The sequence below is a fragment of the Kutzneria sp. NPDC051319 genome (genome assembly GCF_040682195.1).
Lineage (GTDB): Bacteria > Actinomycetota > Actinomycetes > Mycobacteriales > Pseudonocardiaceae > Kutzneria.
This window is the reverse complement of sequence record NZ_JBFBAM010000029.1, coordinates 19,695-42,735: the sequence shown is the minus strand read 5'-3', so window position 1 is coordinate 42,735 and position 23,041 is coordinate 19,695. Positions and strand designations below refer to the sequence as shown.

23 protein-coding genes are annotated in these 23,041 nt (G+C 69.9%); 13 read left to right on the top strand and 10 right to left on the bottom strand.

The features are described from left to right. Positions 1-195: 195 nt before the first annotated feature. Both AB0M73_RS26600 and AB0M73_RS26595 read left to right on the top strand, forming a co-directional pair. Positions 196-1,554: an AlkA N-terminal domain-containing protein gene (locus tag AB0M73_RS26600; protein WP_363895653.1), complete on the top strand. Its 1,359-nt coding sequence runs from the start codon at positions 196-198 to the stop codon at positions 1,552-1,554. A gap of 88 nt (positions 1,555-1,642) precedes the next feature. Then, the gene (locus AB0M73_RS26595; RefSeq protein ID WP_363895512.1) at positions 1,643-2,794 is read left to right on the top strand and encodes an epoxide hydrolase family protein; all 1,152 of its coding nucleotides are present in this window, start codon (positions 1,643-1,645) and stop codon (positions 2,792-2,794) included. A gap of 247 nt (positions 2,795-3,041) precedes the next feature. Here AB0M73_RS26595 and AB0M73_RS26590 read toward each other — a convergent pair whose 3' ends face one another. The 4 genes from AB0M73_RS26590 to AB0M73_RS26575 are packed head-to-tail and all read right to left on the bottom strand — an operon-like array spanning position 3,042 to position 7,390. Then, on the bottom strand, positions 3,042-4,565 hold the full coding sequence (locus tag AB0M73_RS26590) for an alpha-N-arabinofuranosidase (RefSeq protein WP_363895509.1): 1,524 nt from the start codon (positions 4,563-4,565) through the stop codon (positions 3,042-3,044). A gap of 7 nt (positions 4,566-4,572) precedes the next feature. After that, on the bottom strand, positions 4,573-5,352 hold the full coding sequence (locus AB0M73_RS26585) for a carbohydrate ABC transporter permease (RefSeq protein WP_363895506.1): 780 nt from the start codon (positions 5,350-5,352) through the stop codon (positions 4,573-4,575). Continuing rightward, on the bottom strand, positions 5,349-6,206 hold the full coding sequence (locus tag AB0M73_RS26580; RefSeq protein WP_363895503.1) for a sugar ABC transporter permease: 858 nt from the start codon (positions 6,204-6,206) through the stop codon (positions 5,349-5,351). The genes AB0M73_RS26585 and AB0M73_RS26580 overlap by 4 nt, the downstream gene beginning before the upstream one ends. Continuing rightward, a complete protein-coding gene (locus tag AB0M73_RS26575) occupies positions 6,203-7,390 on the bottom strand; it encodes an extracellular solute-binding protein (protein ID WP_363895500.1) in 1,188 nt (395 codons plus the stop codon). The genes AB0M73_RS26580 and AB0M73_RS26575 overlap by 4 nt, the downstream gene beginning before the upstream one ends. Positions 7,391-7,490: 100 nt before the next feature. On the opposite strand from AB0M73_RS26575, the gene AB0M73_RS26570 reads away from it, so the two are divergent. From AB0M73_RS26570 to AB0M73_RS26545, 6 genes are read left to right on the top strand one after another with little or no spacing between them, the layout of a single operon-like run. Next, entirely contained in the window at positions 7,491-8,552 is a 1,062-nt protein-coding gene (locus tag AB0M73_RS26570) for a LacI family DNA-binding transcriptional regulator (protein ID WP_363895497.1), read from the top strand. Positions 8,553-8,603: 51 nt separating this feature from the next. After that, the gene (locus AB0M73_RS26565; RefSeq protein WP_363895650.1) at positions 8,604-10,094 is read left to right on the top strand and encodes an ABC transporter substrate-binding protein; all 1,491 of its coding nucleotides are present in this window, start codon (positions 8,604-8,606) and stop codon (positions 10,092-10,094) included. A gap of 58 nt (positions 10,095-10,152) precedes the next feature. Further along, positions 10,153-11,097 (top strand): ABC transporter permease, encoded by a 945-nt coding sequence (locus tag AB0M73_RS26560; protein WP_363895494.1) that lies wholly within the window; start codon positions 10,153-10,155, stop codon positions 11,095-11,097. Next, on the top strand, positions 11,094-11,909 hold the full coding sequence (locus AB0M73_RS26555; protein WP_363895491.1) for an ABC transporter permease: 816 nt from the start codon (positions 11,094-11,096) through the stop codon (positions 11,907-11,909). The genes AB0M73_RS26560 and AB0M73_RS26555 overlap by 4 nt, the downstream gene beginning before the upstream one ends. Positions 11,910-11,913: 4 nt before the next feature. Continuing rightward, positions 11,914-12,852 carry an ABC transporter ATP-binding protein gene (locus AB0M73_RS26550; RefSeq protein ID WP_363895647.1) on the top strand — a complete coding sequence of 313 codons (939 nt, stop codon included), beginning with the start codon at positions 11,914-11,916 and terminating at the stop codon, positions 12,850-12,852. Further along, on the top strand, positions 12,849-13,673 hold the full coding sequence (locus tag AB0M73_RS26545; RefSeq protein WP_363895487.1) for an ATP-binding cassette domain-containing protein: 825 nt from the start codon (positions 12,849-12,851) through the stop codon (positions 13,671-13,673). The genes AB0M73_RS26550 and AB0M73_RS26545 overlap by 4 nt, the downstream gene beginning before the upstream one ends. Here AB0M73_RS26545 and AB0M73_RS26540 read toward each other — a convergent pair. Beyond that, positions 13,651-14,571, bottom strand: a complete 921-nt coding sequence (locus AB0M73_RS26540) for a hypothetical protein (protein WP_363895484.1) — start codon at positions 14,569-14,571, stop codon at positions 13,651-13,653. The two genes, AB0M73_RS26545 and AB0M73_RS26540, sit on opposite strands and share 23 nt — an antisense overlap. Positions 14,572-14,718: 147 nt before the next feature. Here AB0M73_RS26540 and AB0M73_RS26535 point away from each other — a divergent pair, with 147 nt between their 5' ends. Continuing rightward, a complete protein-coding gene (locus AB0M73_RS26535; protein ID WP_363895481.1) occupies positions 14,719-15,516 on the top strand; it encodes an alpha/beta hydrolase in 798 nt (265 codons plus the stop codon). Here the strand turns inward: AB0M73_RS26535 and AB0M73_RS26530 are convergent. Further along, positions 15,492-16,115 carry an SDR family oxidoreductase gene (locus AB0M73_RS26530; RefSeq protein ID WP_363895478.1) on the bottom strand — a complete coding sequence of 208 codons (624 nt, stop codon included), beginning with the start codon at positions 16,113-16,115 and terminating at the stop codon, positions 15,492-15,494. The two genes, AB0M73_RS26535 and AB0M73_RS26530, sit on opposite strands and share 25 nt — an antisense overlap. Before the next feature lie 258 nt (positions 16,116-16,373). Between AB0M73_RS26530 and AB0M73_RS26525 the strand changes: the two genes are divergently transcribed. Both AB0M73_RS26525 and AB0M73_RS26520 read left to right on the top strand, forming a co-directional pair. Then, positions 16,374-16,994 carry a methyltransferase domain-containing protein gene (locus tag AB0M73_RS26525; RefSeq protein WP_363895475.1) on the top strand — a complete coding sequence of 207 codons (621 nt, stop codon included), beginning with the start codon at positions 16,374-16,376 and terminating at the stop codon, positions 16,992-16,994. After that, entirely contained in the window at positions 16,984-17,574 is a 591-nt protein-coding gene (locus AB0M73_RS26520; RefSeq protein ID WP_363895472.1) for a DedA family protein, read from the top strand. The genes AB0M73_RS26525 and AB0M73_RS26520 overlap by 11 nt, the downstream gene beginning before the upstream one ends. Here AB0M73_RS26520 and add read toward each other — a convergent pair. The 4 genes from add to AB0M73_RS26500 are packed head-to-tail and all read right to left on the bottom strand — an operon-like array spanning position 17,521 to position 20,881. Next, on the bottom strand, positions 17,521-18,543 hold the full coding sequence (gene add, locus AB0M73_RS26515) for an adenosine deaminase (RefSeq protein WP_363895469.1): 1,023 nt from the start codon (positions 18,541-18,543) through the stop codon (positions 17,521-17,523). The two genes, AB0M73_RS26520 and add, sit on opposite strands and share 54 nt — an antisense overlap. Next, on the bottom strand, positions 18,544-19,200 hold the full coding sequence (locus AB0M73_RS26510) for a response regulator transcription factor (protein ID WP_363895466.1): 657 nt from the start codon (positions 19,198-19,200) through the stop codon (positions 18,544-18,546). Next, positions 19,197-20,372: a histidine kinase gene (locus AB0M73_RS26505; RefSeq protein ID WP_363895463.1), complete on the bottom strand. Its 1,176-nt coding sequence runs from the start codon at positions 20,370-20,372 to the stop codon at positions 19,197-19,199. Before AB0M73_RS26505 ends, AB0M73_RS26510 begins: the two co-directional genes overlap by 4 nt. Positions 20,373-20,392: 20 nt before the next feature. Further along, positions 20,393-20,881, bottom strand: coding sequence for a hypothetical protein (locus AB0M73_RS26500; RefSeq protein WP_363895460.1), 489 nt, complete (start codon positions 20,879-20,881; stop codon positions 20,393-20,395). A 137-nt stretch (positions 20,882-21,018) separates the two neighbouring features. On the opposite strand from AB0M73_RS26500, the gene AB0M73_RS26495 reads away from it, so the two are divergent. Both AB0M73_RS26495 and AB0M73_RS26490 read left to right on the top strand, forming a co-directional pair. Beyond that, positions 21,019-21,468: an NUDIX hydrolase gene (locus AB0M73_RS26495; RefSeq protein WP_043723321.1), complete on the top strand. Its 450-nt coding sequence runs from the start codon at positions 21,019-21,021 to the stop codon at positions 21,466-21,468. Between the two features lie 125 nt (positions 21,469-21,593). Then, on the top strand, positions 21,594-22,643 hold the full coding sequence (locus tag AB0M73_RS26490) for a DUF4192 domain-containing protein (RefSeq protein WP_363895456.1): 1,050 nt from the start codon (positions 21,594-21,596) through the stop codon (positions 22,641-22,643). Positions 22,644-23,041: the final 398 nt, after the last annotated feature.

The following is a 23,041-nucleotide window of genomic DNA, read 5'->3' as shown; positions in this document are numbered from 1 at the left end:
CCGCGCCCCCGGATCCCGGGTTATCGCTCCATGCACCCTCTGTTCCGCGTCATCGCCTCATTTAGGCTCGGTACCCTCGCCTTTGCGGCCGCAATCCGTCACCTCGTCCGATCCGGGATGCCCTATCGCCCCTCCCACAGTCCGGCCGTCGTATTTCCGCTGGCGGGGCGCGTCACCTGCGGCGATGCTGTAGGTGTGCACGAGGACGTGGAGAGCTGCCTGCGGGCGGTGCGGGCCAAGGACGCGCGGTTCGACGGGTGGTTCTACGCGGCGGTGATCACGACGGGCATCTACTGCCGGCCGAGTTGTCCGGTCACACCGCCGAAGGCGGCGAACATGCGGTTCTTTCCGAGCGCGGCGGCGGCGCAGCAGGAGGGGTTTCGGGCGTGCCGGAGGTGCCGGCCGGACGCGAGTCCGGGGTCGCCGCAGTGGAACGAGCGGGCGGACCTGGTGGCGAGGGCGATCCGGTTGATCGCGGACGGGGTGGTCGACCGGGACGGGGTGCCGGGCCTGGCGGCGAGGCTGGGTTACAGCGTGCGGCAGATCCAACGGCAGCTGCTGGCGGAGCTGGGCGCGGGGCCGCTGGCGATCGCCCGGGCACAAAGGGCGCAGACGGCGCGCCTGCTGATTGAGACGACGCCGGTGCCGCTGGGGGATGTCGCATTCGCGGCGGGGTTCGCCAGCGTGCGCACGTTCAACGACACGGTCCGCGAGATCTTCGCCGTGACGCCGAGCGAACTGCGACTACGGGCCCGCAACCATCAGCAGTCGGCGGCGCCCTCGACGCTGACCCTGCGACTGCCGTTCCGCCAGCCGCTCGATGCCGACAACCTGCTCGCACGACTCAAGGCCGAGATGTTGCCTGGCGTGGAGGAATGGCGGGGTGGCGCGTATCGGCGGACGCTCGGACTGCCGCACGGCCACGGTATCGTGGCAGTGCGGCCTATGTCGGAGCACGTCGAATGCCGGCTCACCCTGACCGATCTCCGCGACCTGTCCACGGCGATCACCCGCTGCCGGTGGCTGCTCGACCTGGATGCCGATCCGGTCGCGGTTGACGAGGTGCTGCGGGCCGATCCCGTGCTGACATCGTTGGTGGACAAGAACCCTGGACGCCGAGTGTCACGGACCGTGTGCGCGGACGAGTTCGCCGTGCGGGCCATGGCCGGGGCGGGTGCCGAGGCCTTGGTCGCCTATGGCGCCCCCGTGACGGATCCGACCGGCGGCCTTACGCATGTGTTTCCCGACGCAGAAACGTTGGCAGAGCTGGGACTCCCCGTCGTCGATGTTCTCGTGCGGGCGTTGGCGGCCAGCGAAGTCGATCTCGGTGTGGGCAGTGACTGGATCCGAGTACGTGAGCAGCTATCGGAATTGGGAATTGACGCCGTGACCGTGGAGACGATCGCCAAGCGAGCCCTCGGCGATCCCGACGCCTTCAGCGTCGCCGATCCCGTGATCCGACGCGGTGCCAGGAAGCTCGGCATAACCGCGCTGGCCGAACATTCCGCCGCGTGGCGGCCCTGGCGGGCCTATGCTTGTCAGTACCTGGCATGAGGAAATCTGACGTCGTATTTCTGCCAGCTCGCGCCACACGACCACGCCATGCTCTTCGGAGAGTCATTCGAGAGCAAGGAGCAGGTCGATGGCCCAGGTCCGTCCCTTCCGGAGCGTCACCAGCGAGGCGCAGCTCGCCGATCTGCACGAGCGGCTCGCCCGTACCCGATTCGCGCCGGCACTGTCCGGGCAGGACTGGACGCACGGCACGCCGCCGGGCTACCTCGCCGAGTTGGTCGACTACTGGCGCACCAAGTTCGACTGGCCGGCCGCCGAGCGGCGGCTCAACGAGATGCCGCAGTTCCTCGCCTCGATCGACGACGCCACGATCCACTTCGTCCAGGCCAAGGGCGTCGGCCCACGCCCGTTGCCGCTGCTGTTCTCACACGGTTGGCCCGGCTCGTTCTACGAGGTGCACAAGATCATCGGCCCGTTGACCGATCCGGCCTCGCACGGCGGTGACCCGGTCGATGCCTTCGACGTCATCGCGCCCAGCCTGCCCGGTTTCGGCTTCTCCCCGCATCCCGGCACCCCCGGCATCAACCCCACTGCCATTGCCGCCCTGTTCCACCGGCTCATGACCGAGGTGCTCGGCTACTCCCGTTACGCCGCGCAGGGCGGCGATTTCGGCGCCCAGGTCACCAGCCGCCTCGGCCGTGACCACGGCTCCGACGTCGTCGGCATCCACCTGAACCTCATGGGTGCGACGCCGGTGATCAACTCCGCCCCGCTCACCCCCGCCGAGCAGGACTTCCTGGCCCAGGCCGAGAAGTTCTTCTCCGAGCAGGGCGCGTACGCCCAGATCCAGGGCACTCGGCCGTCCACTCTCGGCGCCGCGCTCGCCGACTCACCGGCCGGCCTCGCCTCGTGGATCGTCGAGAAGTTCCGGGCCTGGAGCGACTCCGGTGGCGACGTCGAGTCCGTGTTCAGCAAGGACGAGCTGCTCACCGACATCACTCTGTACTGGCTGACCAACACCATCACCAGCTCGGCCCGGCTGTACTACGAGACCATGCACACCGAGGGCATGATCGGCCGGCACACCCCCGGCTACGTCTCCGTGCCCACCGGCTTCGCCTCCTTCGCCCACGACAACTTCACGCCCCCGCGCTCGTGGGTCGAGCGCGCATACAACCTCCAGCGCTTCACCGAGTTTCCGCACGGCGGCCATTTCGCCGCCCTGGAACGCCCCGAGGACCTGGTGACGGAGATCCGCGAGTTCTTCCGCCCCCTACGCTGATTCGCCGGCACCGGCATGTCTGGGCGGTCGGGACCTGCTCGGTGACAACGGCTGCCGCGGGCAGACTCGTCCGGCCGTGCTTCCTGATCTCGGCGGCCGAAAAATGCAGCCCCCGGTTCAATCCAACCAGTTCAACCTGAAACCCCCTTCGGCTCCAAGATCAACCAAGTCGGGAACCGGGGAGGTGTCAGACCATCATGCTTGGATTGATTCGGGGGCTGCTCAATTCGATCAAGCCCGCGAACTGTCAGTGCTGTTCGCCGGGCTGGATTCGGGGGCTGCTCATTCGGATCATGTTCCACGACAGTGCCGGCAACTCGGCCGTCAGCTCGCCGTCCACGACGGAGGCGCCCTCGATCCGTCGAGGAAGCACGCGGTCGGGCTCGGCGACGGTGTTGGTCAGGGAATGGTCGTCCGACGACAGCACGACGTGCTCCACCACCGACAATCCGGGCAGGGCGCGGACGTTCGCGGTCAACGCCAGCGAATCCTCGACCGATCGGTTCACGGCGAACAGCACGACCTCATCCCCGTCCTGAGTGGCCACGGCCTCCAACAGCGGCACGTCGCCGAAGCGGGCGGTGTCGTAACGCGGCGAATCGGGCTCGACCCGCAGCACCCGCCCGCGAGCGTGGCGCGCGGCATGGGCGAACGGGAAGAAGATGGTCTGCCGGCACGAGCCGCCGCCGGGCTCGGTGAGAATCGGCGCGATGACGTTGGCCAGCTGCGCCTGGCAGGCCACGCCGACCCGATCGGCATGGCGCAGCAAGGTGATCAGCAGCGAGCCGACCACCACGGCGTCGGCCACGTGGTAGTTGTCCTCGATCAGCCGCGGCACCCGCTCCGCGGCGAGGTTCTTCTCGCCGACGAAACGACTCGTGTACCAGACGTTCCACTCGTCGAACGAAAGGCGGATCTGCTTGCGGTTGCGCAGCTTCGCGCCGATGTGGTCACAGGTCGCCACCACGGCGTCGATGAACCGGTCCATGTCCACCGCGCTGGCCAGGAAGCTGCCGAGGTCGCCATCGTGCTCCTCGTAGTAGGCGTGCAGTGAGATGTAGTCGACGTTCTCGTACGTGTGCTCAAGGACGGTCGCCTCCCACGCCCCGAACGTCGGCATCCCGCTGTTCGAACTCCCGCACGCCACCAGCTCGATGCTCGGATCGACCATACGCATCGCCTTGGCGGTCTCGTTGGCGAGCCGGCCGTATTCGTGCGCGGTCTTGTGCCCGGTCTGCCACGGCCCGTCCAACTCGTTTCCGAGACACCACAGGGAAATCCCGTGCGGATCAGGATGCCCGTGCTTGGCCCGCAGGTCGGAAAGCGCGGTACCGCCGGGAAAATTGCAGTACTCGACCAGATCCGCAGCCTCCCGAACGCCGCGGGTGCCCAGGTTCACGGCCATCATCGGGGCCACGCCCGTCTTGCGTGACCACGTCATGAACTCGTTCAGCCCGAACTCGTTCGTCTCGATCTGCCGCCACGCCAGGTCGAACCGGCTCGGCCGCTCGCCACGCGGCCCCACCCCGTCCTCCCAGCGATAGCCGGAGACGAAGTTCCCGCCGGGATAGCGGACCACCGTCACGCCCAGCTCCCGCACCAGGTCCAGCACGTCGGTGCGGAAGCCGTCCTCGTCGGCGGCCGGATGCCCCGGCTCGTAGACGCCGGTGTACACGCAGCGGCCCATGTGCTCCACGAACGAGCCGAACAGCCGTGGGTCCACCTCGCCGACGGCGAAGCCGGGGTCGAGCGTCAGTCGTGCCTGTCGCACCGTGTCGTCATCCTTTGATCGCGGTCACCAGCTGCCGCTGGAACGCCAGGAACAGGGCCACCAGAGGCAGCCCGCCCAGCAGTGCGGCGGCCAGCACCTGGGCGTACCGGACTCCATACGAACTCTGCACGGTCGCCAGCCCCACCGGGAACGTCATCAGGTGCGGGTCGCTGACGGCCACGAACGGCCACAGGAAATTGTTCCACGTCGTGACGAAGGTGAAGATGGCCACCGCGGCCAGCGCCGGCCGGGCCAACGGCAGCATCAGGCTCCAGTACACCCTCAGCCGCCCCGCTCCGTCGATCACCGCCGCCTCCTCCAGTTCCCTGGGCACGCCGTCGAAGAACCTCTTCAACACGTACACCATCGCGGGCAACACCACTTGCGGAAGGACCAGGGCCCAGTACGTGTCGGCGAGGCCGAGGCCGACGATCTCCGCGAACAGCGGCACGATCAGCACCTGCGGCGGCACCATGATGCCGGCGACCAGCAGGGCCAGCACGAGCGAGCGGCCGCGGAACCGGGTTCGGGACAGGCCGTAGGCGGCGAGACTGGTCACGGCCACGGTCAGCACCGTGACCGCGACGCCGACCAGCAGGCTGTTGCCCAGCCAGGCCAGCACCTGGCCGTCGGCGAAGACCGGGCCGAACGCGTCCAGGCTCATGCCCGACACGAACCAGCTCACGGGAATCCGCGTGGTCTCCGACTCCGGCTTCAACGCCGTGTCCAGCGCCCACGCCAGCGGCGCCAGCCAGATCACCGCCAGCACGGCGGCCACGACCCTCATCGCTTGGACCCCCTTGCCGCGGTGAGCCGGAAGTGCACCAGGGCGATCGCGGCGATCAGCGCGAAGAACACGTACGAGATGGCCGAGGCGTAGCCGACGCGGAAGCGGGTGAAGCCGCTTTCGTAGATGTACTGGACGATGCTGCGCACGCCCGGGATGCCGCCCTGGCCGCTGAGCAGGTAGACCTGGTCGAACACCTTGAGCGAGGCCAGGATCTGCAACACGATCACCAGTTGGTGGGTGCGGGACAGCAGCGGCAGCGTGATCCGGCGCAGCTGCTGGAACGGGGTCGCGCCGTCCAGCGCCGAGGCCTCGTAGAGCTGGCGGGGGATCTCCCGCAGCGCCGCCAGGTAGAGCAGGAAACCGAATCCGGCGGTCCACCACACCGTCGTGATCACGATCGAGGTCATCGCCATGCCGTCGGTGGACAGCCAGCCGACCTCGCCCAGCCCCAGCCGGGTCAGCAGGTCGTTGATCAGGCCGAATCCCGGCTGGTAGAGCCAGTTCCAGATCAGCACGACCACCGACACCGGCAGCAGGTACGGCGCGAAGAACGCCAGCCGGTACAGCCAGCGCTCCGGCACGGCGCGGTCGGCCAGCAGCGCCATGGCCAGCCCGACCAGCACGATCACCGGTGTGCTGGTCACCGTGAAGATCAGCGTGTGCCAGAGCGAGCTCCACACGGCCGGGTCCTGGAACAGCTCGCCGTAGTTGGCCGCGCCGACGAACCCGGCGTGCCCCGTGATGCCCTCGTCGGTGACGCTCGCGCCGAGCCCGATCACCATCGGCACCACCAGGAACGCGACGTAGAGCACCAGGAACGGCGCCACGAACCAGAATCCCGACCGCTTCATGCCGGCCTCGGCGTGTTCTGGAGGCGTACCAAGGTCGCCTTGAGTTCATCCAGCGCACCATCTGGCGATGTCGTGCCGCCCAACACGGCCCCGATCGTCGCGCCGGCCGCGCTCTGCAGATCCGAGGCCGCCCCGGCGAACCACTCGGGCGGATCCAGCTCGACCTGCGCCGCGGCGGACCGGTAGTCGGCCTGCGGCACCAGATTCAGATACTCCTGCGAGGTGGCGACCGGCTGGTAGGCCGGAATGTGCCCGCCACGGGCCCAGGTCAGGCTCTGGCCGATGAGCTCCGCCACGGCCGCGACCGTCTCGGCGGTGCGCTGTGGGTCCCTGCCCCGCTGGTGCGGCAGCACGAACGAATGCGAGTCGGCGTGCACCGCCGGGCGGTCGTAGACCTGCGGGAACGGCGCCACGTCGAACGGCGTGTGCTGCGTCTGGAATGTCGGCAGCTCCCATTCCCCGTTCCAGAAGAAGCCGGCCTGACCGCTGCCGAACAACGCCACCGCCGCGTTGTTGTCGGTGAACCTCGTCGTGGCGCCGATCTTGGCCAGTAATCGCAGGGCGGTCAGCGCCTTGGCGTCGTCGAGCAGGCCCTGTCCGTTCTGCTGGCGATACAGCGTCCAGAACAGCCGCCAGGGATTCACATCCCTCGCCGCCGCCAGCGCGAGCCCGGCCTTGTCGAACGCCGCCAGGAGCTGTTCGGGGCCGCGGATCGGCTTCAGCCGGCCGTTCTCCAGCAGGCCGGCCCTGGCACACAGTTCCGTGTTGTAGAAGAGCACCAACGGATGCGTGTCCAGCGGCACCGCGTAGGTCCGGCCGTCGTGGCGGGCGCGATTCCACACCGCCGGCGGGAACCGGTCCGGTGTGAGGCCGTGCGCCGCGAGCAGATCGTCGTCGAACGGGTCGAGCAGGCCCAGCGGCGCGAAGCCCGGCAGCCGTGACAGGTGCAGGATCGCCAGGTCCGGGGCGCGACCGCCGGCGGCCGCCATGGCCAGCTTCGTGTAGTACGGCGTGCCCCAGGCCAGCGTCACCGCGTCTAGGCGCGTGTCGATCGCGCCGACCATGTCCATCATGCGGCTGCCGTCGCCGCCGCTGAACAGGTTCCAGTAGCCCAGGCCCGACGGCCCCGAGCAGGCAGCTGTCGCCAGCGCCGCGCCGGCCAGCAGAAACGTGCGACGGTCCACCGGTGGCCTCCTCGGTTTTCAACGTTGGAAACCGGCTTGTCGCGAGGGTAGCCGTACAGTCGGGCAGCAGGGAAGATGACCTCGGCAGGAGGAGGTGCGGGTGGGCGCCAGCCTGAAGGACGTGGCCAAACTGGCTGGGGTCTCGGTCAAGACCGTCTCCAACGTGGTCAACGAGTACCAGCACGTCAGCGAGGCCACCCGCAGCCGCGTCCGCGAGGCCATCGACCAGCTCGGCTACCGGCCCAACCTCACCGCCCGGCACCTGCGCTACGGCCGGTCCGGCATCATCGGGCTGGCCCTGCCCGAGCTGGGCATCCCGTACTTCGCCGAACTGGCCGAGGAGGTCATCGGCGCCGCCGAACGCGAGTCCTGGTCGGTGCTCATCGACCAGACCGACGGCCGTGGCGACCGTGAACGCCTCACCTCCTCCGGGGCCCGGTCCCGGACCATCGACGGCCTGATCATCAGCCCGCTCGCCCTGGACGCCGAATTCCTGGCCGGCATGCGCGCCGACCTGCCGTTGGTGCTGCTGGGGGAGCAGGTCGGCCCCGGCGCCGCCGACCTGGTGGCGATCGACAACGTCGCCGCCGCCCGCGAGGCCACCCAGCATCTGCTCAGCCTCGGCCGCCGACGCATCGCCGCCATCGGCGACCAGCACGTGTCCGCCGCCGGCACCGCCAACGTGCGGCTGCAGGGCTACCGCGACGCGCTGGCCGCGGCCGGCATCGAGTACGACCACGAGCTGGTGGTGCCGGCCGAGTCCTACCACCGACCCGACGGCGCCGCCGCCATGCGCCTGCTGCTGTCCCTGGCCGAGCCGCCGGACGCCGTGTTCTGCTTCAACGACCTGCTGGCCCTCGGCGCCCTGCGCACCCTGCTGGCCGCAGGCCTGCGGGTGCCGGACGACGTCGCCATCGTCGGTGTCGACGACATCGAGGACGGCCGCTTCAGCACACCCACGCTGACCACCATCGCCCCGGACAAGGCCCAGATCGCCGAGGCGGCCGTGACCATGCTGCTGGAACGCGTCAACGGCCTCGACGCCCCACCCCGTGAGATCACCGCCCGCCACACCCTCCAGGTCCGCGAGAGCACGAACGCCGGCGGCTCACCCTGCCACGGACAGGCCCGCCACGCACCGGGCCCTCACTGCCCGATGTGATGATCCGGCCGCCCACATGGCGGGACACCGCCCGCCACCCTGGCTAGGGTGATCACCGTGCTTCGCGCGCTGCTCGCCCTGACGCTGGTCGCCGCCCTCGCCGGCTGTTCCGCGGGCTCGACCGCCTACTCGTCGCCGAGCGCCGACTCGATCGCCATCGGCTTCTCCGCCGCCCCCGCGAACCTGGACTTCACCCGCACGGACGGCGCCGCGATCCCGCAGGCCCTGCTGGACAACGTCTACCAGGGCCTGGTCCGCCTCGACGCCAACGGCGCGATCGTGCCGCAGCTGGCGACGTCCTGGACCGTCAGCCCGGACCGTCGCACCTACGACTTCCAGCTCCGACCCGGCGTGACGTTCACCGACGGCGAGCCGTTCACCGCCGACACGGTCAAGTTCAGCGTCGACCGCGTCCGCACCGCCTGGACCATCTCGCTGAAGTCGCAGATGGACGTGGTCGACTACGTCGAGGCCGTCGACCCGCTGCACGCCCGCGTGGTGCTGAAGCAGCCCAGCAATGGCTGGCTGTTCTCCATGGCCAGCCGTGTCGGCGCGATGTTCGCGCCGAACGGTGTGGGAAACCTGGCCACCACGCCGATCGGCACCGGCCCGTACCGGCTCGATCGCTTCAACCGCGGCGATTCCCTCGTGCTGAAGGCGAATCCGGGCTATTGGGGCCCGAAGCCCGCCTATGGCCGGGTCGTCCTGAAGTACTTCCAGGACCCGACCGCGCTGAACAACGCCCTGCTGAGCAATGGCATCGACGTGATCAGCTCCGTGCAGGCGCCCGACTCCCTCGCGCAGTTCGCCAGTGACGAGCGGTTCACCACGATCCAGGGCACGACCACCGCCGAGGTGGTCCTGTCCTTCAACAACGCCCAGGCGCCGCTGAACGACAAGCGCGTCCGCCAGGCCCTGACCTACGGCATCGACCGCAGGGCCCTGCTGGACACCGCGTGGGCGGGCAAGGGCCTGCTGATCGGCAGCATGGTCCCACCCTCGGACCCCTGGTACGAGGACCTCGCCGGCGTCTATCCGTACGACCCGGCCAAAGCCAGACAGCTCCTGGCCGACGCCGGCCAACAGCACCTCACGCTCAGACTGCGTATACCCAACCTCCCTTACGCCGTGGACTCCGCCCAGGTGATCCGCTCCCAGCTCGCCGCGATCGGCGTCACGGTGAGCATCGAGGAGCTGGACTTCCCCGCGGTCTGGCTGAAACAGGTGTTCACCGGCCACGACTTCGACATGTCGATCGTCGCCCACGTCGAGGCCCGCGACATCGTGACGTTCGGAAACCCCAAGTACTACTGGGGTTACACCAACCCGACCGTCACCCAGCTGCTGGCCGCCGCCGACACCGGCACGCCCGAGCAGCAGGTCGCCGACATGAAGCAGGTCGCGCGCACCATCAACGCCGACGCCGCCGCCGACTGGCTCTTCCTGCTGCCCAACCTGATCGTGGCCAAGAAGGGCATCACCGGCCTACCGCCCAACCAGGTCGGCGAGGCGTTCGACCTGTCCGCCCTGGGGCGATCGTGACGGGGCCGATCGTGACGGGGCCGATCGTGACGGAGCTGATCGTGACGGGGGGAAAGTCATGATGGTGATCCTCCGCCGGGCCGGCATCTTCCTGCTCACATTGGCAATCGCCTCCATCGTCGTGTTCGCGTTCATGGCTGTGCTGCCCGGCGATCCCGCGCAGGTGGCCCTGGGGGTCAATGCCACGCCCGAGCTTCTCGCCCAGACCCGGCACGCCTTCGGCATCGACCGGCCGTTGCCGGTGCAGTACCTCGACTGGATCGGCGGCCTGTTCACCGGCGACTTCGGTCGCTCCTACGTCACGGGCGACGCGATCGGCCCCCAGCTGCTCGACCGGTTCGAGGTGACGCTGTGGCTGGTCGGCGCGGCGACGGTGGTGGCGGTGGTGGTCGCCGTCCCACTCGGCACGCTCGCCGCGGCCAAGCACCGCACGGCGTCCGGCACGGTCGTGTCCGGCCTCAGCCAGCTCGGCGCCGCGATCCCCGCGTTCCTGGCCGGCATAGTCCTGGTCGAGATATTCGCTGTGTCGCTGCGGATCCTCCCATCCGGTGGGTGGACACCCCCGGACGCTGATCCGGTGGCGTTCCTGAAAGGCCTTGTCCTGCCGGCGCTGTCGCTCGGCCTCGTGCAGGCGGCGGTGCTGACCCGGTACGTCCGCTCGGCCGTGCTGGACGTCCTAGGCGAGGACTACCTCCGCACCGCGAGGGCGAAGGGCCTCAGGCCCACACGGGCCCTGCTATGGCACGGGCTTCGCAACGCGGCGGTGCCCGTCGTGACGGTGCTCGGCCTGCAACTGGCGACGCTGCTGATCGGGGCCGTGGTGGTGGAACGGGTGTTCGTCATCCCCGGCCTCGGCAGCATGCTGCTGGACGCCGTCGGCGGTCGCGACCTGATCGTCGTGCAGGACGTGGTGATGGTGCTGGTGGCGGCGGTGCTGGTGGTCAACCTCCTCGTCGATGTGCTCTACACGGTCGTGGACCCGAGGCTGCGGAGGGCGCGGTGAGGAACCTCGTGATCGGGGCGGTGCTGGTCGGTCTCATCGTGCTGGCGACGCTGATCTCCTTTCTGTGGACGCCGTTCGACCCGACCCAGGTCGACGCGGCGCTTCGGCTACAGGGCCCGAGCGGTGCCCACTGGCTCGGCACGGACCGCTTCGGTCGCGATCTCGTCAGTCAGCTCATGGTCGGCGCGCGGACCACGCTGTACGTCGGCGTCGTCGCGGTCGGTGTGGCCGCGGTCATCGGCACGCCGCTCGGCGTGTTCGCGGCGGCCGGCCCGCGCTGGCTGGGCGAGATCGTGTTGCGGGCCAACGACATCGTGCTCGCGTTCCCGGCACTGCTGCTGGCGATCATGTTCGGGGCGGCGTTCGGGGCCAGCACCCTGACCGCCATGGTCGCCATCGGCATCGCCACCGTGCCGTCGTTCGCGCGCCTGGCCCGTGGCTCCGCCCTGCAGGTGTTGAACACGGAGTACGTGCTGGCTGCGCGATCGGCCGGCCGCACCGGCCTGGCGATCTCGGTGCGGCACGTGCTGCCGAACATCGCCGGCCTGATCATCGTGCAGTGCTCGGTGTCGTTCGGCATCGCGGTGCTGGCCGAGGCGGCGCTGTCCTACCTCGGTCTCGGCACGCAGCCGCCGACGCCGTCCTGGGGTCGCATGTTGCAGGAGTCCCAGGAACTCCTGGCCGTGCAACCGAGGCTGCTGATCGTGCCGGGGGTGGCGATCGCCCTGGCGGTGCTGGGTTTCACGCTCCTCGGCGACGGCCTGCGCGATCGCTTCGACCCCAGGTTGGAGGGCCACCGTGCTCGAGGTTGACGGTCTGTGCGTCGCGGCAGGCGAGCTGCCTCTGGTCAGCGATGTCTCCTTCACGGTCGGCAGTGGCGAACGGGTCGGTCTGATCGGTGAGTCGGGCTCGGGCAAGTCGCTGACCGCGTCGGCGGTGTTCGGTCTGCTGCCCGACGACGTCACGGCGGCGGGCTCGGTCCGGCTCGACGGCGTGGCGGAAGACCTTGTGGGGGCATCGGAAAACCTCCTCTCCAGGTTGCGTGGCTCGCGGCTGGCCATGGTGTTCCAGGAGCCGATGACGGCGTTGAACCCGTCTATGCGTGTCGTCGACCAGGTCGCGGAAGCCCGGTTGATCCACCGCACGGCAGGCGATCGCGCCGCCGCGCACCGGGATGCCCTGCGGCTGCTGGAGCAGGTGCGCCTGCGGGATGTCGCTGAACTGGGAAATGCCTATCCGCACCAACTTTCCGGCGGGCAACGGCAACGCGTGCTGTTGGCCATCGCTCTCGCCAATGACCCGGACGTGCTCATCTGCGACGAGCCTACCACCGCGCTCGACGTCACGGTCCAGGCTCAGCTTCTCGACCTGATTGTCAAGGGAGTCAAGGAAAGGGACGCTTCGCTGCTGTTCATCACGCACGATCTCGCCGTGGTGGCAACGGTTTGCGAGCGCGTGCTGGTGATGTACGGCGGGCGGATCGTCGAGTCCGGACCGGTCGTCGAGGTCCTGACCTCGCCGAAACACCGCTACACCAAGGGGTTGCTCGACGCTTCCGATCTGGAGGCCGTCGACGAGCGTGGGCGCCTGCACGCCATCGCCGGCGTGGTTCCGGCCGCCGGACAGTTCCCCAGCGGCTGCGTGTTCCGCAACCGCTGCCCGCGCGCCGACGACCAATGTCGCGTGCAGCCGCCCTGGTTCGGCGAACCGACCGCCGGGCACGCGTGCTGGCACCCGGTCGGAGGCGACGAATGATCAAGGTGGAGAACCTCAGCCGCGTCTACCGGCGGTCGCGGACGTCGCCGTTGCGGCCTCGGGCCGAGGTGCACGCGCTTCGTGACGTCTCGTTCGAGATCGAATCGGGCCGGCGCTTCGGCATCGTAGGCGAGTCGGGCTCGGGAAAGTCGACGCTGGTCCGGCTGATCGCCGGCCTCGACCAGCCGACCGCCGGGGCCGTCACGTTCGACGGCCAGCGCGTCGACGGCCGGTCCGAACGACGCCTGTCGTTCCTCCGGCGCGATCTCCAGGTCGTGTTCCAGGATCCGATGGGTTCGCTCGATCCGCGCATGCGGGTACGGGACATCATCGCCGAACCGCTTGTCGCGCAGCGGATTGCCGGTCAGGAGGAACGCGTTGCCGAGCTGCTGGCGGCCGTGGGGCTGCCGGCGGATGCCGGTCGGAGGTTCCCGCACCAGTTCTCCGGCGGCCAGCGGCAACGCATTTCCCTGGCCCGGGCCCTGGCCCCCAAGCCTCGTGTCCTCGTGGCCGACGAGCCCGTGAGCGCGCTGGACGTGTCCGTGCGGGCGCAGATCCTGAACCTGTTGTCAGACCTGGTCGAGCAGTTCGCGCTGACGCTGGTCTTCGTCTCCCACGACCTGTCCGTGGTCCGGCACGTCTGCGACACGGTGGCCGTTCTGCGCTCCGGTGAACTGGTCGAAATCGGTGATGTGGAACAGGTTTACCGCGAGCCGCGGCATCCGTACACGCGGCAGCTCGTGCAGGCGGCGCCGACGCTGCGGGGCGCGCTGTCCGGCGTCACGGCGGCGGATCTCATCACCGAACGAAGGCGGCCTTGATTGCGGCGGCGCCAGCAGATACCGCTTTCGTACCGGCCGACCATGAGGTGCCGGCGGGCAGTTCCGTCATGATCGCCACGGCGTAGGGCATCGTCGGACCCAGGCCGACCATGCCGGTGGTGTCGAGCACCGTCGTCGACATCAGCAGCATCCAGCCCTGTTTGATCTCCCACGAGGCGCCCGGCAGGCCGTCCGGGATGCCGAAGTACTGCTGGAACCCGTCGGCCGCGGTGGCTGCGGCCCCGCTCATGCCGGCCGTCAGCACGTCCTGCGCCGGCGCGGGAATTTCGTCCTGGATGAACTCGTAGGTCGTGACGACGTCCTGCGCGGACATCGTCGCCTCGCCCCACTGCGCAGGGTCCTCGGGCGGCTGCGTGCCGGTGAGCCCGATCAGCGAGGCCATCCGGGTGACGATCGAGTTGCCGCCGTCCTGGTCCCACAGCGCGTTGGCGATGTCGTCGTCGCTGTAGGAGATCATCTGCTCCAGCCGCGCGGCCGTCGCGGCGTCGGGCTGCCAGTTCTGGCTGTGCAGCAGGTCGATGGCGATCAGCAGCTTCACCACGGACGCGGTGTACATCGGCTCGGCCGCGTTGTAACTGGCCACGGGCTGGTCGCTGTCGGTGTCGACCGCCAGCACGCCCACGGTCGTGCCCGGGACGACGCTGTTGACGGCCTTGTCCACGAGCTGGCCGACGGCCTCCGGCGGCACCGCCGGGGTGGTCGGCGCGGGAGTGGTCGTGGTTGTCGTGGTCGTTGCTGTGGTGGTCGTCGTCGTGGGCGGCGGCAGGGTCACGCGCTCGGCGGCCAGCGACGCGGTGACCGGGGTTGACGCCAGCAGCGCGGTGCCCACCGCGACGCTCGCCGCGAGGAGGACCAAGGTGGCCGGAAGACGTCTCATGCCTGGTCGAACGGGGTGTTGCCGCGGTTCATCCCCGTCGATCGGGAACCGACAGAGTCATTTCACGAAGCTCTTAGGAACGGCTCCGGGCGGTGACCGGCGGGCTACCGGACCGGGATTGTCAGACGTGTCTGCCATGGTGTTCGCATGGACGAAATGATCCGGGGAACCGCCGCCGGAGTGCCGTTCCTCGCCCGACCACCGGAACATCCGACGGCCGCCACGCCGCTGTTGGTCGGCTGGCATCTGATGGATCCGCCCCGCAGCGAGGCGGCGATGGCGGCCGCGCTGCCGATGGCCGACGTGCCGGCCTGGCGGGTCTACCTGCGACTGCCCGAGTACGGCGAGCAGCGCGAGGTCACTCGCCGCGCCGCCGAGGACTACGTGCTCAAGCTCATCGATCCCGTGGTCAGCACCGCGTCCGGCGAGTTCCCGGCCGCGTTGGGCCAACTGCGATCTCAATTGGAAACTGATGGGCCGCTCGGCTTGTTCGGTGGTTCCGCCGGCGGCGCAGTGGTCTTGCAGGTGCTCACCGAGCAGGACGTGCCGGTGGTCGCGGCCGCCTTGGTCAATCCGGTGGCGCAACTGGAACCGGTCACCGACGGGGTGGCGAAGTGGTTCGGCACGCCCTATCCGTGGTGCGACGAGTCGCGGGCCGTCGCGGCGCGCCTGGACTTCGTCGCGCGGGCCGACGAGCTCGCCAAGCGGCACCCCGAACTGGCTTTGCTGCTCGTCCGCGGTGAGAAGGACGAGCCCGAGTTCCGGGAGCCGCTCGGCCGGCTCGCCACCGCGTTACGCGCCGAACTGATCGACATTCCCGCCATGGAACACGCCCTGGCCGCGGAGCCGGGCGTCGCGCCGGCGCCGCAGAACGAGGACGCCCGCCGCGTGGACGAGGCGTTCAGCGACTGGTTCCGCCACTACTTGAAACCCCCGTTGCTGTAGAGCAGCTGGCCGTTGATCCAGCCGCCCTTCGGCGAGCAGAGGAACGTCACCAGGTTCGCGGAGTCCTGTGGCGTGCCGACCCGGCCGAGCGGCGTGTCCCGGGCGACCTCGCTCAGCTGTTTCGGTGTCATCCAGCCGGTGTCGTTGGGGCCGGGATTGATCACGTTGGCCGTGACGCCCAGGTGCGCCAGCTCGCGGGCGGCGGCGAGGGTGATCCGGTCCAGTGCGCCCTTGCTGGCGCCGTAGGGCATGTTTCCGACGGTGTGGTCGCTGGTGAAGGCCAGAATGCGCCCGCTGCCGTGCTCGCCGCGGAACCGCTGCCCGAACTCCTTGATCAGCAGCCAGGTCGCCCTGGCATTGACCGCGAAATGGAGGTCGAAGCTATCGACTGAACTGTCCAGCAGCCCCGAGTCGACCGACTCCGCGTGGCACAGCACCAGGGCGGTGACGCCGCCCAGCTCGCGTTCGACCTCGTCGAACAGCCGGGCCGGGACGGCCGGATCGCTCAGGTCGGCCTCGACTACCGCCGTCCGCGCCCCCAGGGCCGTCATCCGTTCGGTCAGTTCCGTCTGCGCGTCCCGGTCGGCGCCCCACGGCATCTTCTCGTCGTAGGGACGCCAGTGGCTGATCGCGACGTCCTAGCCGGCTCCGGCCAGGTCGGCGGCCACGGTCGCGCCTATCCCAATCGTGCGGCCGACCCCCGTCACCAGCACCGTTCCCAGTTTCGCCATGTGGCCAATCTGGATCACGGGACGGCTCCTGGCGACCGGTTTTCCGCGGGTCAAACCTGAGGATGATCTCAGCGCGCCCGACGCGAGACCGGGGTTTGACGCGAGCGCAGCGGGGGACCGGGCACCATGGTCGCCATGACCACGTTCCACGACCTTCGGGTCTTCCTCGGGGCCGTCCGCCGCCAGCCGGCCGCCGTCGGCGCGATCGCCCCCAGCGGACCAGCCCTCGCCGGCCTGCTGGCCACCGTGGTGCCCAGCATCGGCGCGCCGACCGTGGTGGAACTGGGACCGGGCACCGGCTCGGCGACGAAGGCCGTGCAGCGCCGCATCCCGGCCGGCGGGCGGCACCTGGCCGTGGAGCTCGACGGCACCCTGGTCGAGCACCTGCGGACCACCTATCCGCGGCTGGACGTGGTGCACGGGGATGCCTCCGAGCTGGGCAAGCTGCTCGCCGACCGCGGTGTCGAGCAGGTCGACGCCGTGATCAGCGGCCTGCCCTGGGCGTTGTTCCCGCCGGACCTGCAGCGCGCCATCCTGCGCCAGGTCGGCACGGTGCTGACGCCCGCGGGCGCGTTCACCACGTTCGCGTATGTGCACGCGCTGGGCATGCGGCAGGCCCGCGAGTTCCGCGCGCTGCTCGACCGCAGCTTCGACGAGGTGATCGTGTCCCGTGTGGTGTGGGCCAACGTGCCGCCTGCGATCAGTTACGTCTGCCGCCGGCCGACCATGGGCGACGATGCTGGCTGATCTGCTCGTCGGCCTGCCCGGCCCGCTGCTCGTGCTGGCCATCGGCCTGCTCGTGGTGGCGGAGGCGGCCCTTGTCATCGGCGTCGTGCTGCCCGGCTCCAGTGCCCTGCTGACGTTGGGCGTCTTCACCCACGGCGGTCTCGTGGCGCTGCCGGTGGCGCTCGCCGTCGGCACGGTCGCGGCGGTGGCGGGCAGCAACCTGTCCTTCGCCGCCGGTCGCTACCGGCCCGAGGCGCTCAGCAGCCGGTGGCTCACGGGCGCCAAGGGACAGCGGGCGCGAACGGTGCTGAGCCGGTTCGGCGGCTCAGCGGTGCTGGTCGGGCAGTGGGTGGTCGGGGCGCGGACGCTCACGCCCCGGTTCGCCGCCGCTGCCGGGCTGCCGTACCGGCGGTTCCTGCCGTGGAACCTGCCGTCGTCGGCTGTCTGGGGCCTGGTGTGGGTGGCCGTCGGCTACGGCGCCAGCGAGGCGTACGAGCGGTGGTCCTGGCTGGCGGTCGTGGTCGCCGTCGTGCTGGTCGGCGGCCTGCTACTGCTCGGCCGCCGCGCGCTCGACCGCATCGATGCCCTTGAGCAGGCCTGACCGGGTCTGCTCCGCACAGAACGCCGCCCGGGCGGCGTTGCGTGCCAGCTCCGCCAGCTCGGACCGGCCCAGGCCGAACACCTCGTGGGCCAGCAGGTACTCGCGGTTCAGGTTCGTGCCGAACATGCCCGGGTCGTCGGTGTTCAGCGTGACCGTCACGCCCGCGTCCAGCAGCCGGGGCAGTGGGTGCTCGGCCAGTGACGACACCGCCTTCGTACAGACGTTGGAGGTCAGCGACACCTCCAGCGGGATCCCCGTCTCGGCCAGGTGCTTGAGGAGCCGGTCGTCGTCCACCGCGCTGACGCCGTGCCCGATCCGCTCCGCGCCGAGATCCTCCAGCGCCGCCCAGATCTCTTCCGGGCCGGTGGTCTCGCCCGCGTGCGGAAGGCTGCGCAGGCCGGCCGCCCTGGCCTCCTGGAACGCCGCCTTGAAGCCGGCGCGGGGGTACGGCGTCTCCAGCCCCGCCAGCCCGAGGCCGACCGTGCCCTCCGGCCGCTGGTCGAGCACGTACTCCAGGGTGCTGTAGCCCTCGCGGAGGTCCGATGGCATCGGCACGTCGAAGATCCACGCCAGCTCGACGCCGTGCTCCGCGAGCGCCCTGCGCCGGCCGTCCACCAGTGCCTCGGACAACGCCTCCGGCCCGGTTCCGTAGGGGAAGTGCGCGATCGCCGACACGGTCACCTCGGCGTACCGCACGTTGTTGGCCGCGAGGTCACGGGCCAGGCCCAGCAGCATCGTCTGCACGTCGTCGGGCGTCGTCACCAGCTTGTTCACGGCGCTGTAGACGTTGATGAAGTGTGGGAAGTCCGTGAACTCGTAGTACCGCGCCAGCTCAGCGCGATCCTTGGGCACAAGGGTCCGCGAGTGCCGGCGCGACAGCTCCAACACCGTGTCCAGCGACGCCGCCCCGACGAGGTGGACGTGCAGTTCGGCCTTCGGCAGGGCCGCGATGAACTCCTCGATGCCCACTCAGTCCTTCACCAGGCCCGTCTTGTAGGCGTAGGCCACCGCCTGCGCGCGGTCACGCAGGTTGGCCTTCGCGAACAGGTGGTTCACGTGCGTCTTCACCGTCGCCTCGCTGACCACCAGCTTGCGGGCGATCTCCGTGTTCGACATGCCCGCCGCGATCAACTTCAGCACGTCGATCTCCCTCGGCGTCAGCCCGTCCGCCGGCTCCGGGGCCGGCCTGCTCGGCTGGCCGCCGCCCGTCGCGGCCTCCACCAGCCGCTGCTGCACCTCGCCGTCCACCGTGGACTGACCCGCCGCGGCCGCGTGCAACGCCCTCGCGATCGCCTCCGCGTCGGCGTCCTTCGTCAGGAATCCCCTGGCTCCCGCGCGCAACGCTGACAACACACTGTCGTCGTCGGTGTACGTCGTCAGCACCACGACTTCGGTTTCCGGGTACTGCTCCCGCACGCGTCGCGTGGCCTCGACGCCGTCACACCGAGGCATCCTCAGGTCCACCAGCAACACGTCCGGCCGCTGCTCGGCCACCAGCGCCACCGCCTGCTCACCGTCGGCCGCGGCCCCCACGACTTCCACGCCTGGCAGCAGCTTCAGCAACGTCGCCAGCCCCTCACGGACCACCGTCTGGTCGTCCGCCAGCACCACCCGCAGGTCGCTCACGCCGGCATCACCAGTCGCACGCGCCACCCGTCCTTCATGGGCCCCGTCTCCAGTTCTCCGCCGATCAGCTCGGCGCGCTCCCGCATCCCCACCAGACCGTAGCCGCCGCTCGTCGCCTGTGCGGGCGGCTTGCCCGGGTGATCGGTGACGGTCAGTACCGTGCGCCCGTCCTCGAAGTCCAGCACCGCGTCCACGGGTGCTCCCGGCGCGTGCTTGCGGGCGTTGGTGAGCGCCTCCTGCGCCGTGCGGTACAGCGCCGAGGCAGCTTCCGCCGGCAGGTCGCGCGGCTCGCCGTTGACGACCAGTTCCGCGGGCGCGCCGGACTCTAGCCGAAATGCCGTGACCAGGTCGGCGATCGCCCGTGCGTCCGGCACTTTGTCGTCACGCAGCGCCGCGACGGCCCGCCGCGCCTCCGTGAGACCGTCCGCGGCCAGCTTCTGCGCCTTGGTCACCTGGTCGATGACCTCCTGCGACGCGTTGTCCCGTTGCAGCATCAGGCGCGTGCCCTGCAGCGTCAGCGACAGGCCCGCCAGCGAGTGCGCCAGCACGTCGTGAACCTCACGCGCGATCCGTGCACGCTCGGCCAGCGCGGCCGCTCGGGCGTGTTCCTCGATCACCTGCTGCCGCCGCGCCACCAGCAGCTCCGCCTGCTCCAGGCGTTCCTCACGGCCCTGGCGGTTGGCCGTGAGGAGGACCAGAGCCAGCACACCGAGCGCGATGCCCAGCGCGGCCAGCCATTGGAAGTCCCTGAGCAGCTGCGGAATCGCCGCGCCGACCATCGACAGGCCGATCACGATGTAGCTCAGCGGCCCGGGACCGCGGTAGCGGACCGCCAGCCGCGCCGTCCAGAACGGCAGCGCGTAGACCACGCCGTTCGGATGCAGCAGCAGGATCCCGCTCGACGCCAACGTGATGGCGATCAGGCCGGCCTGCGACACGAGCGGCGACCGCAGCGCCGACCAGGAGAACGGCAGCAGCATCACGTTGCCGGCGATGACGACCAGGCTCAGCGCGATCAACCACGGCAGCTCCTGCGCCACGACCGGCGTGCCGGCCAGCACCCACTTCTGGGGCAGGAACAGCGTCAGCGCGAACAGCGACGGCATCACGCGGACCAGCGACAGGGCTCCGTACCTCCGGCCCGGGAGTACGAAGCCCTGATCGTCGAACATGGTCGTCATCATCGCAGGTTCTAGCGGCGGGGCACGGCCGTCGCGAGCGGCAGCCGCCGCTGCTGCGCCCGGAAGTAGATCATCGCGTTCTGGGCGGCGATGGTGATGCCGAACAGCATCAGCGCCGAGGCCGCGGTGAGGGCGCCCTCGATGCCGAGCGCGTGCCCGAGGAAACCGGCGCCGACGCGCACCGCGATCGTCGCCAGCCACAACACGATCGTCACCGGCGTGCCCTTCTGGAACAGGTTGCCGTCACGCATGCTGAGGCGGGCGGTGGCGCCGCGGGCCAGGCCCAGCCCCACCACGACCGCCGCGTCGACCAGGAAGAACAGGATCTCGCTCGGCCGGGCGGCGCCGACCGTGGCGACCGCCCCGCCCAGCCCGATGACGATCAGGATGGCGGGCATCAGCACCAGCGACTTCGCGGTGACGAACGACCCCGTCAGCTGCTTGCCCAGCACCCGCAGCACCACCAGCGCGCCGACCAGGACCAACACCAGCGTGGACATGTGCTCTCTCCTCGATCTCCCACGTGCCGCTCCGGCACGGGTCCAAGACTCGTCCCGGGCGGCGCGGGTTTCTTCGGTCCACAGGTGGGAACCGGGTTGAATGCGCTATCAACCCAGGGGTGGATACGGGAGGTGCGATGGCGTACGAGCGGTTGAGGGTCGCGGCCTACGCGGTCTGCGTGCGTGACGGCGCGGTGCTGCTGGCCAGGTGGGTCGGGCCCGAGGGCAAGCTGTGGACGCTGCCCGGCGGCGGCATCGACCACGGCGAGGACCCGTTCGATGCCGTGCAGCGCGAGGTCGCCGAGGAGACCGGGTACCGGGCGGAGGTGCAGAGCCTGCTCGGCGTGCACACCATGCGCCGCCGGTACGCCCGCCGGTTCGGCGGCGAGACGGACTTCCACGCGTTGCGCGTCGTCTACGAGGCCCGCATCGTCGGCGGCGAGCTGCGCGACGAGATCGACGGCTCGACCGACAAGGCGGCCTGGATCCCGCTGTCGGAGGTGGCCTCACTGGAGCGCGTCGACCTGGTCGACACCGGCCTTGAGCTGCACAGGTCCCGTCCGTCCACCGGTCACCTCGGCGTATAGCACACCGGCAGGGCCCCGATCGGCCCGAAAAGCCTTGCAAAACCGCGCCTGTGGACAATCCGAGTTGTCCACATCTTGATCTTCGTCGCCTTTGTCGCGTTCCCCCACGCGAGCAAGGTGGCCACATGGACACCGCCGCACGCCCCAACCCGGCCCGATCCGACCGGGACCGCATCGTCAAGCTCGCCGACGGCGGCTCGCTCATCGCCGCGATCCCGCCGATGCTGGGTTTCCACCCCCGGGACTCGCTCGTCGTGGTGGCCCTGCAGGACGATCTGATCACCGGCGTCGCACGGATGGATCTGGTGGCGCCGTCGATGCACGGCGCGCTCGCCACCGCCGTGACCAGAGCGACGCGGCAGTACGAGGCGCAGACCGCCGTGCTCGTCGTCGTGTGCGAACGGCCCGATCCACGGCACGACGAGCTCATGCAGCGCGCGGTCACTGCCCTGGCCGACATCTCCGTGCCCGTGCCGCATGTCCTGTGGGCGCCGTCCACCTCGGGCGGTGTGCCGTGGCGCTGCTACCTGCACCACGACTGCGAGGGCGAGGTGCCAGACAGCGCCGCCAGCGAACTCGCCGCCGAGGTGGCCGCCTCCGGCCTCGTGACCTACGACCGCCGCGAGGATCTGGATCAGCTGTTCCAACCGCCCGACACCAACCGCATGATCAAGCTCAGCAGCCTGATCGACACCACCATCCGCTCCGACCACACCACCAGTGCCGAGCACGTGCAGGTCATTCGCGACGCCGTCAAGTCCGACACCCTGCCCACCACCGACGAGGAGTTCGTCCGCCTCGCCATGGCGCTGTCCGACTACCGGGTGCGAGACCTGTGCCTGCACTACGCGCTCGACGGCCGAATCGCCCTCACCGCCGAGAGACTGTGGCTCGAACTCGCCCGGTGCCTGCCGCCTCCCGAACGCTCCGAAGCCGCCATCCTGGTCGCCGCGTGCGCCTATATGCGTGGTGACGGCGCGTTGGCCAACGTCGCCCTTGAGCAGGCCCGGTCCGCCCTGCCCGGGCACCAGCTCGCCGGTCTGCTCTGCGGCGCGCTGTCCTACGGCATGCCCAGGGCGCACGTGCGGCAGCTCCTGCACGACGCCGCCGTCGACGCGCGTATCGACATCGAAGCCGATTCCGACACCCCGGAGGGCCTCGACATGTCCCCTTGAGCCGTCCTCAGCCCCCTGCCGGTCGCGCGCACCGGCAGGCGCCGCCCCGGAGCCGCGCACGCCCGCGACTGTCGCAGCCAGGTCGCAGCGAACGACCCGGGGCCGGCCGGGACCCGTCCCCGCCAGACGGGTCCCGGCCCCTCACTCCTCGCCACCGTGCTCAGTGTCGAGCCAGCGGCCCGCAGATCGGTTCCACGCCATCGTGTCTCGTGACCGGGAAGTAGTGTGAACCGGTTCGGATGAGCGATCCTCGGATCACCCTGGCCGCTGGCCGTAATGCCATCTGTCGGTTGCTCCGCCGGCAGATGCGGTCCCGAACCTGCGGTGGTCGACGCCCCCCACATCGACTCGCCCCGTTTCGGGCCGGCGGGGATCCCGTGACGGTACGGATGCGGGAT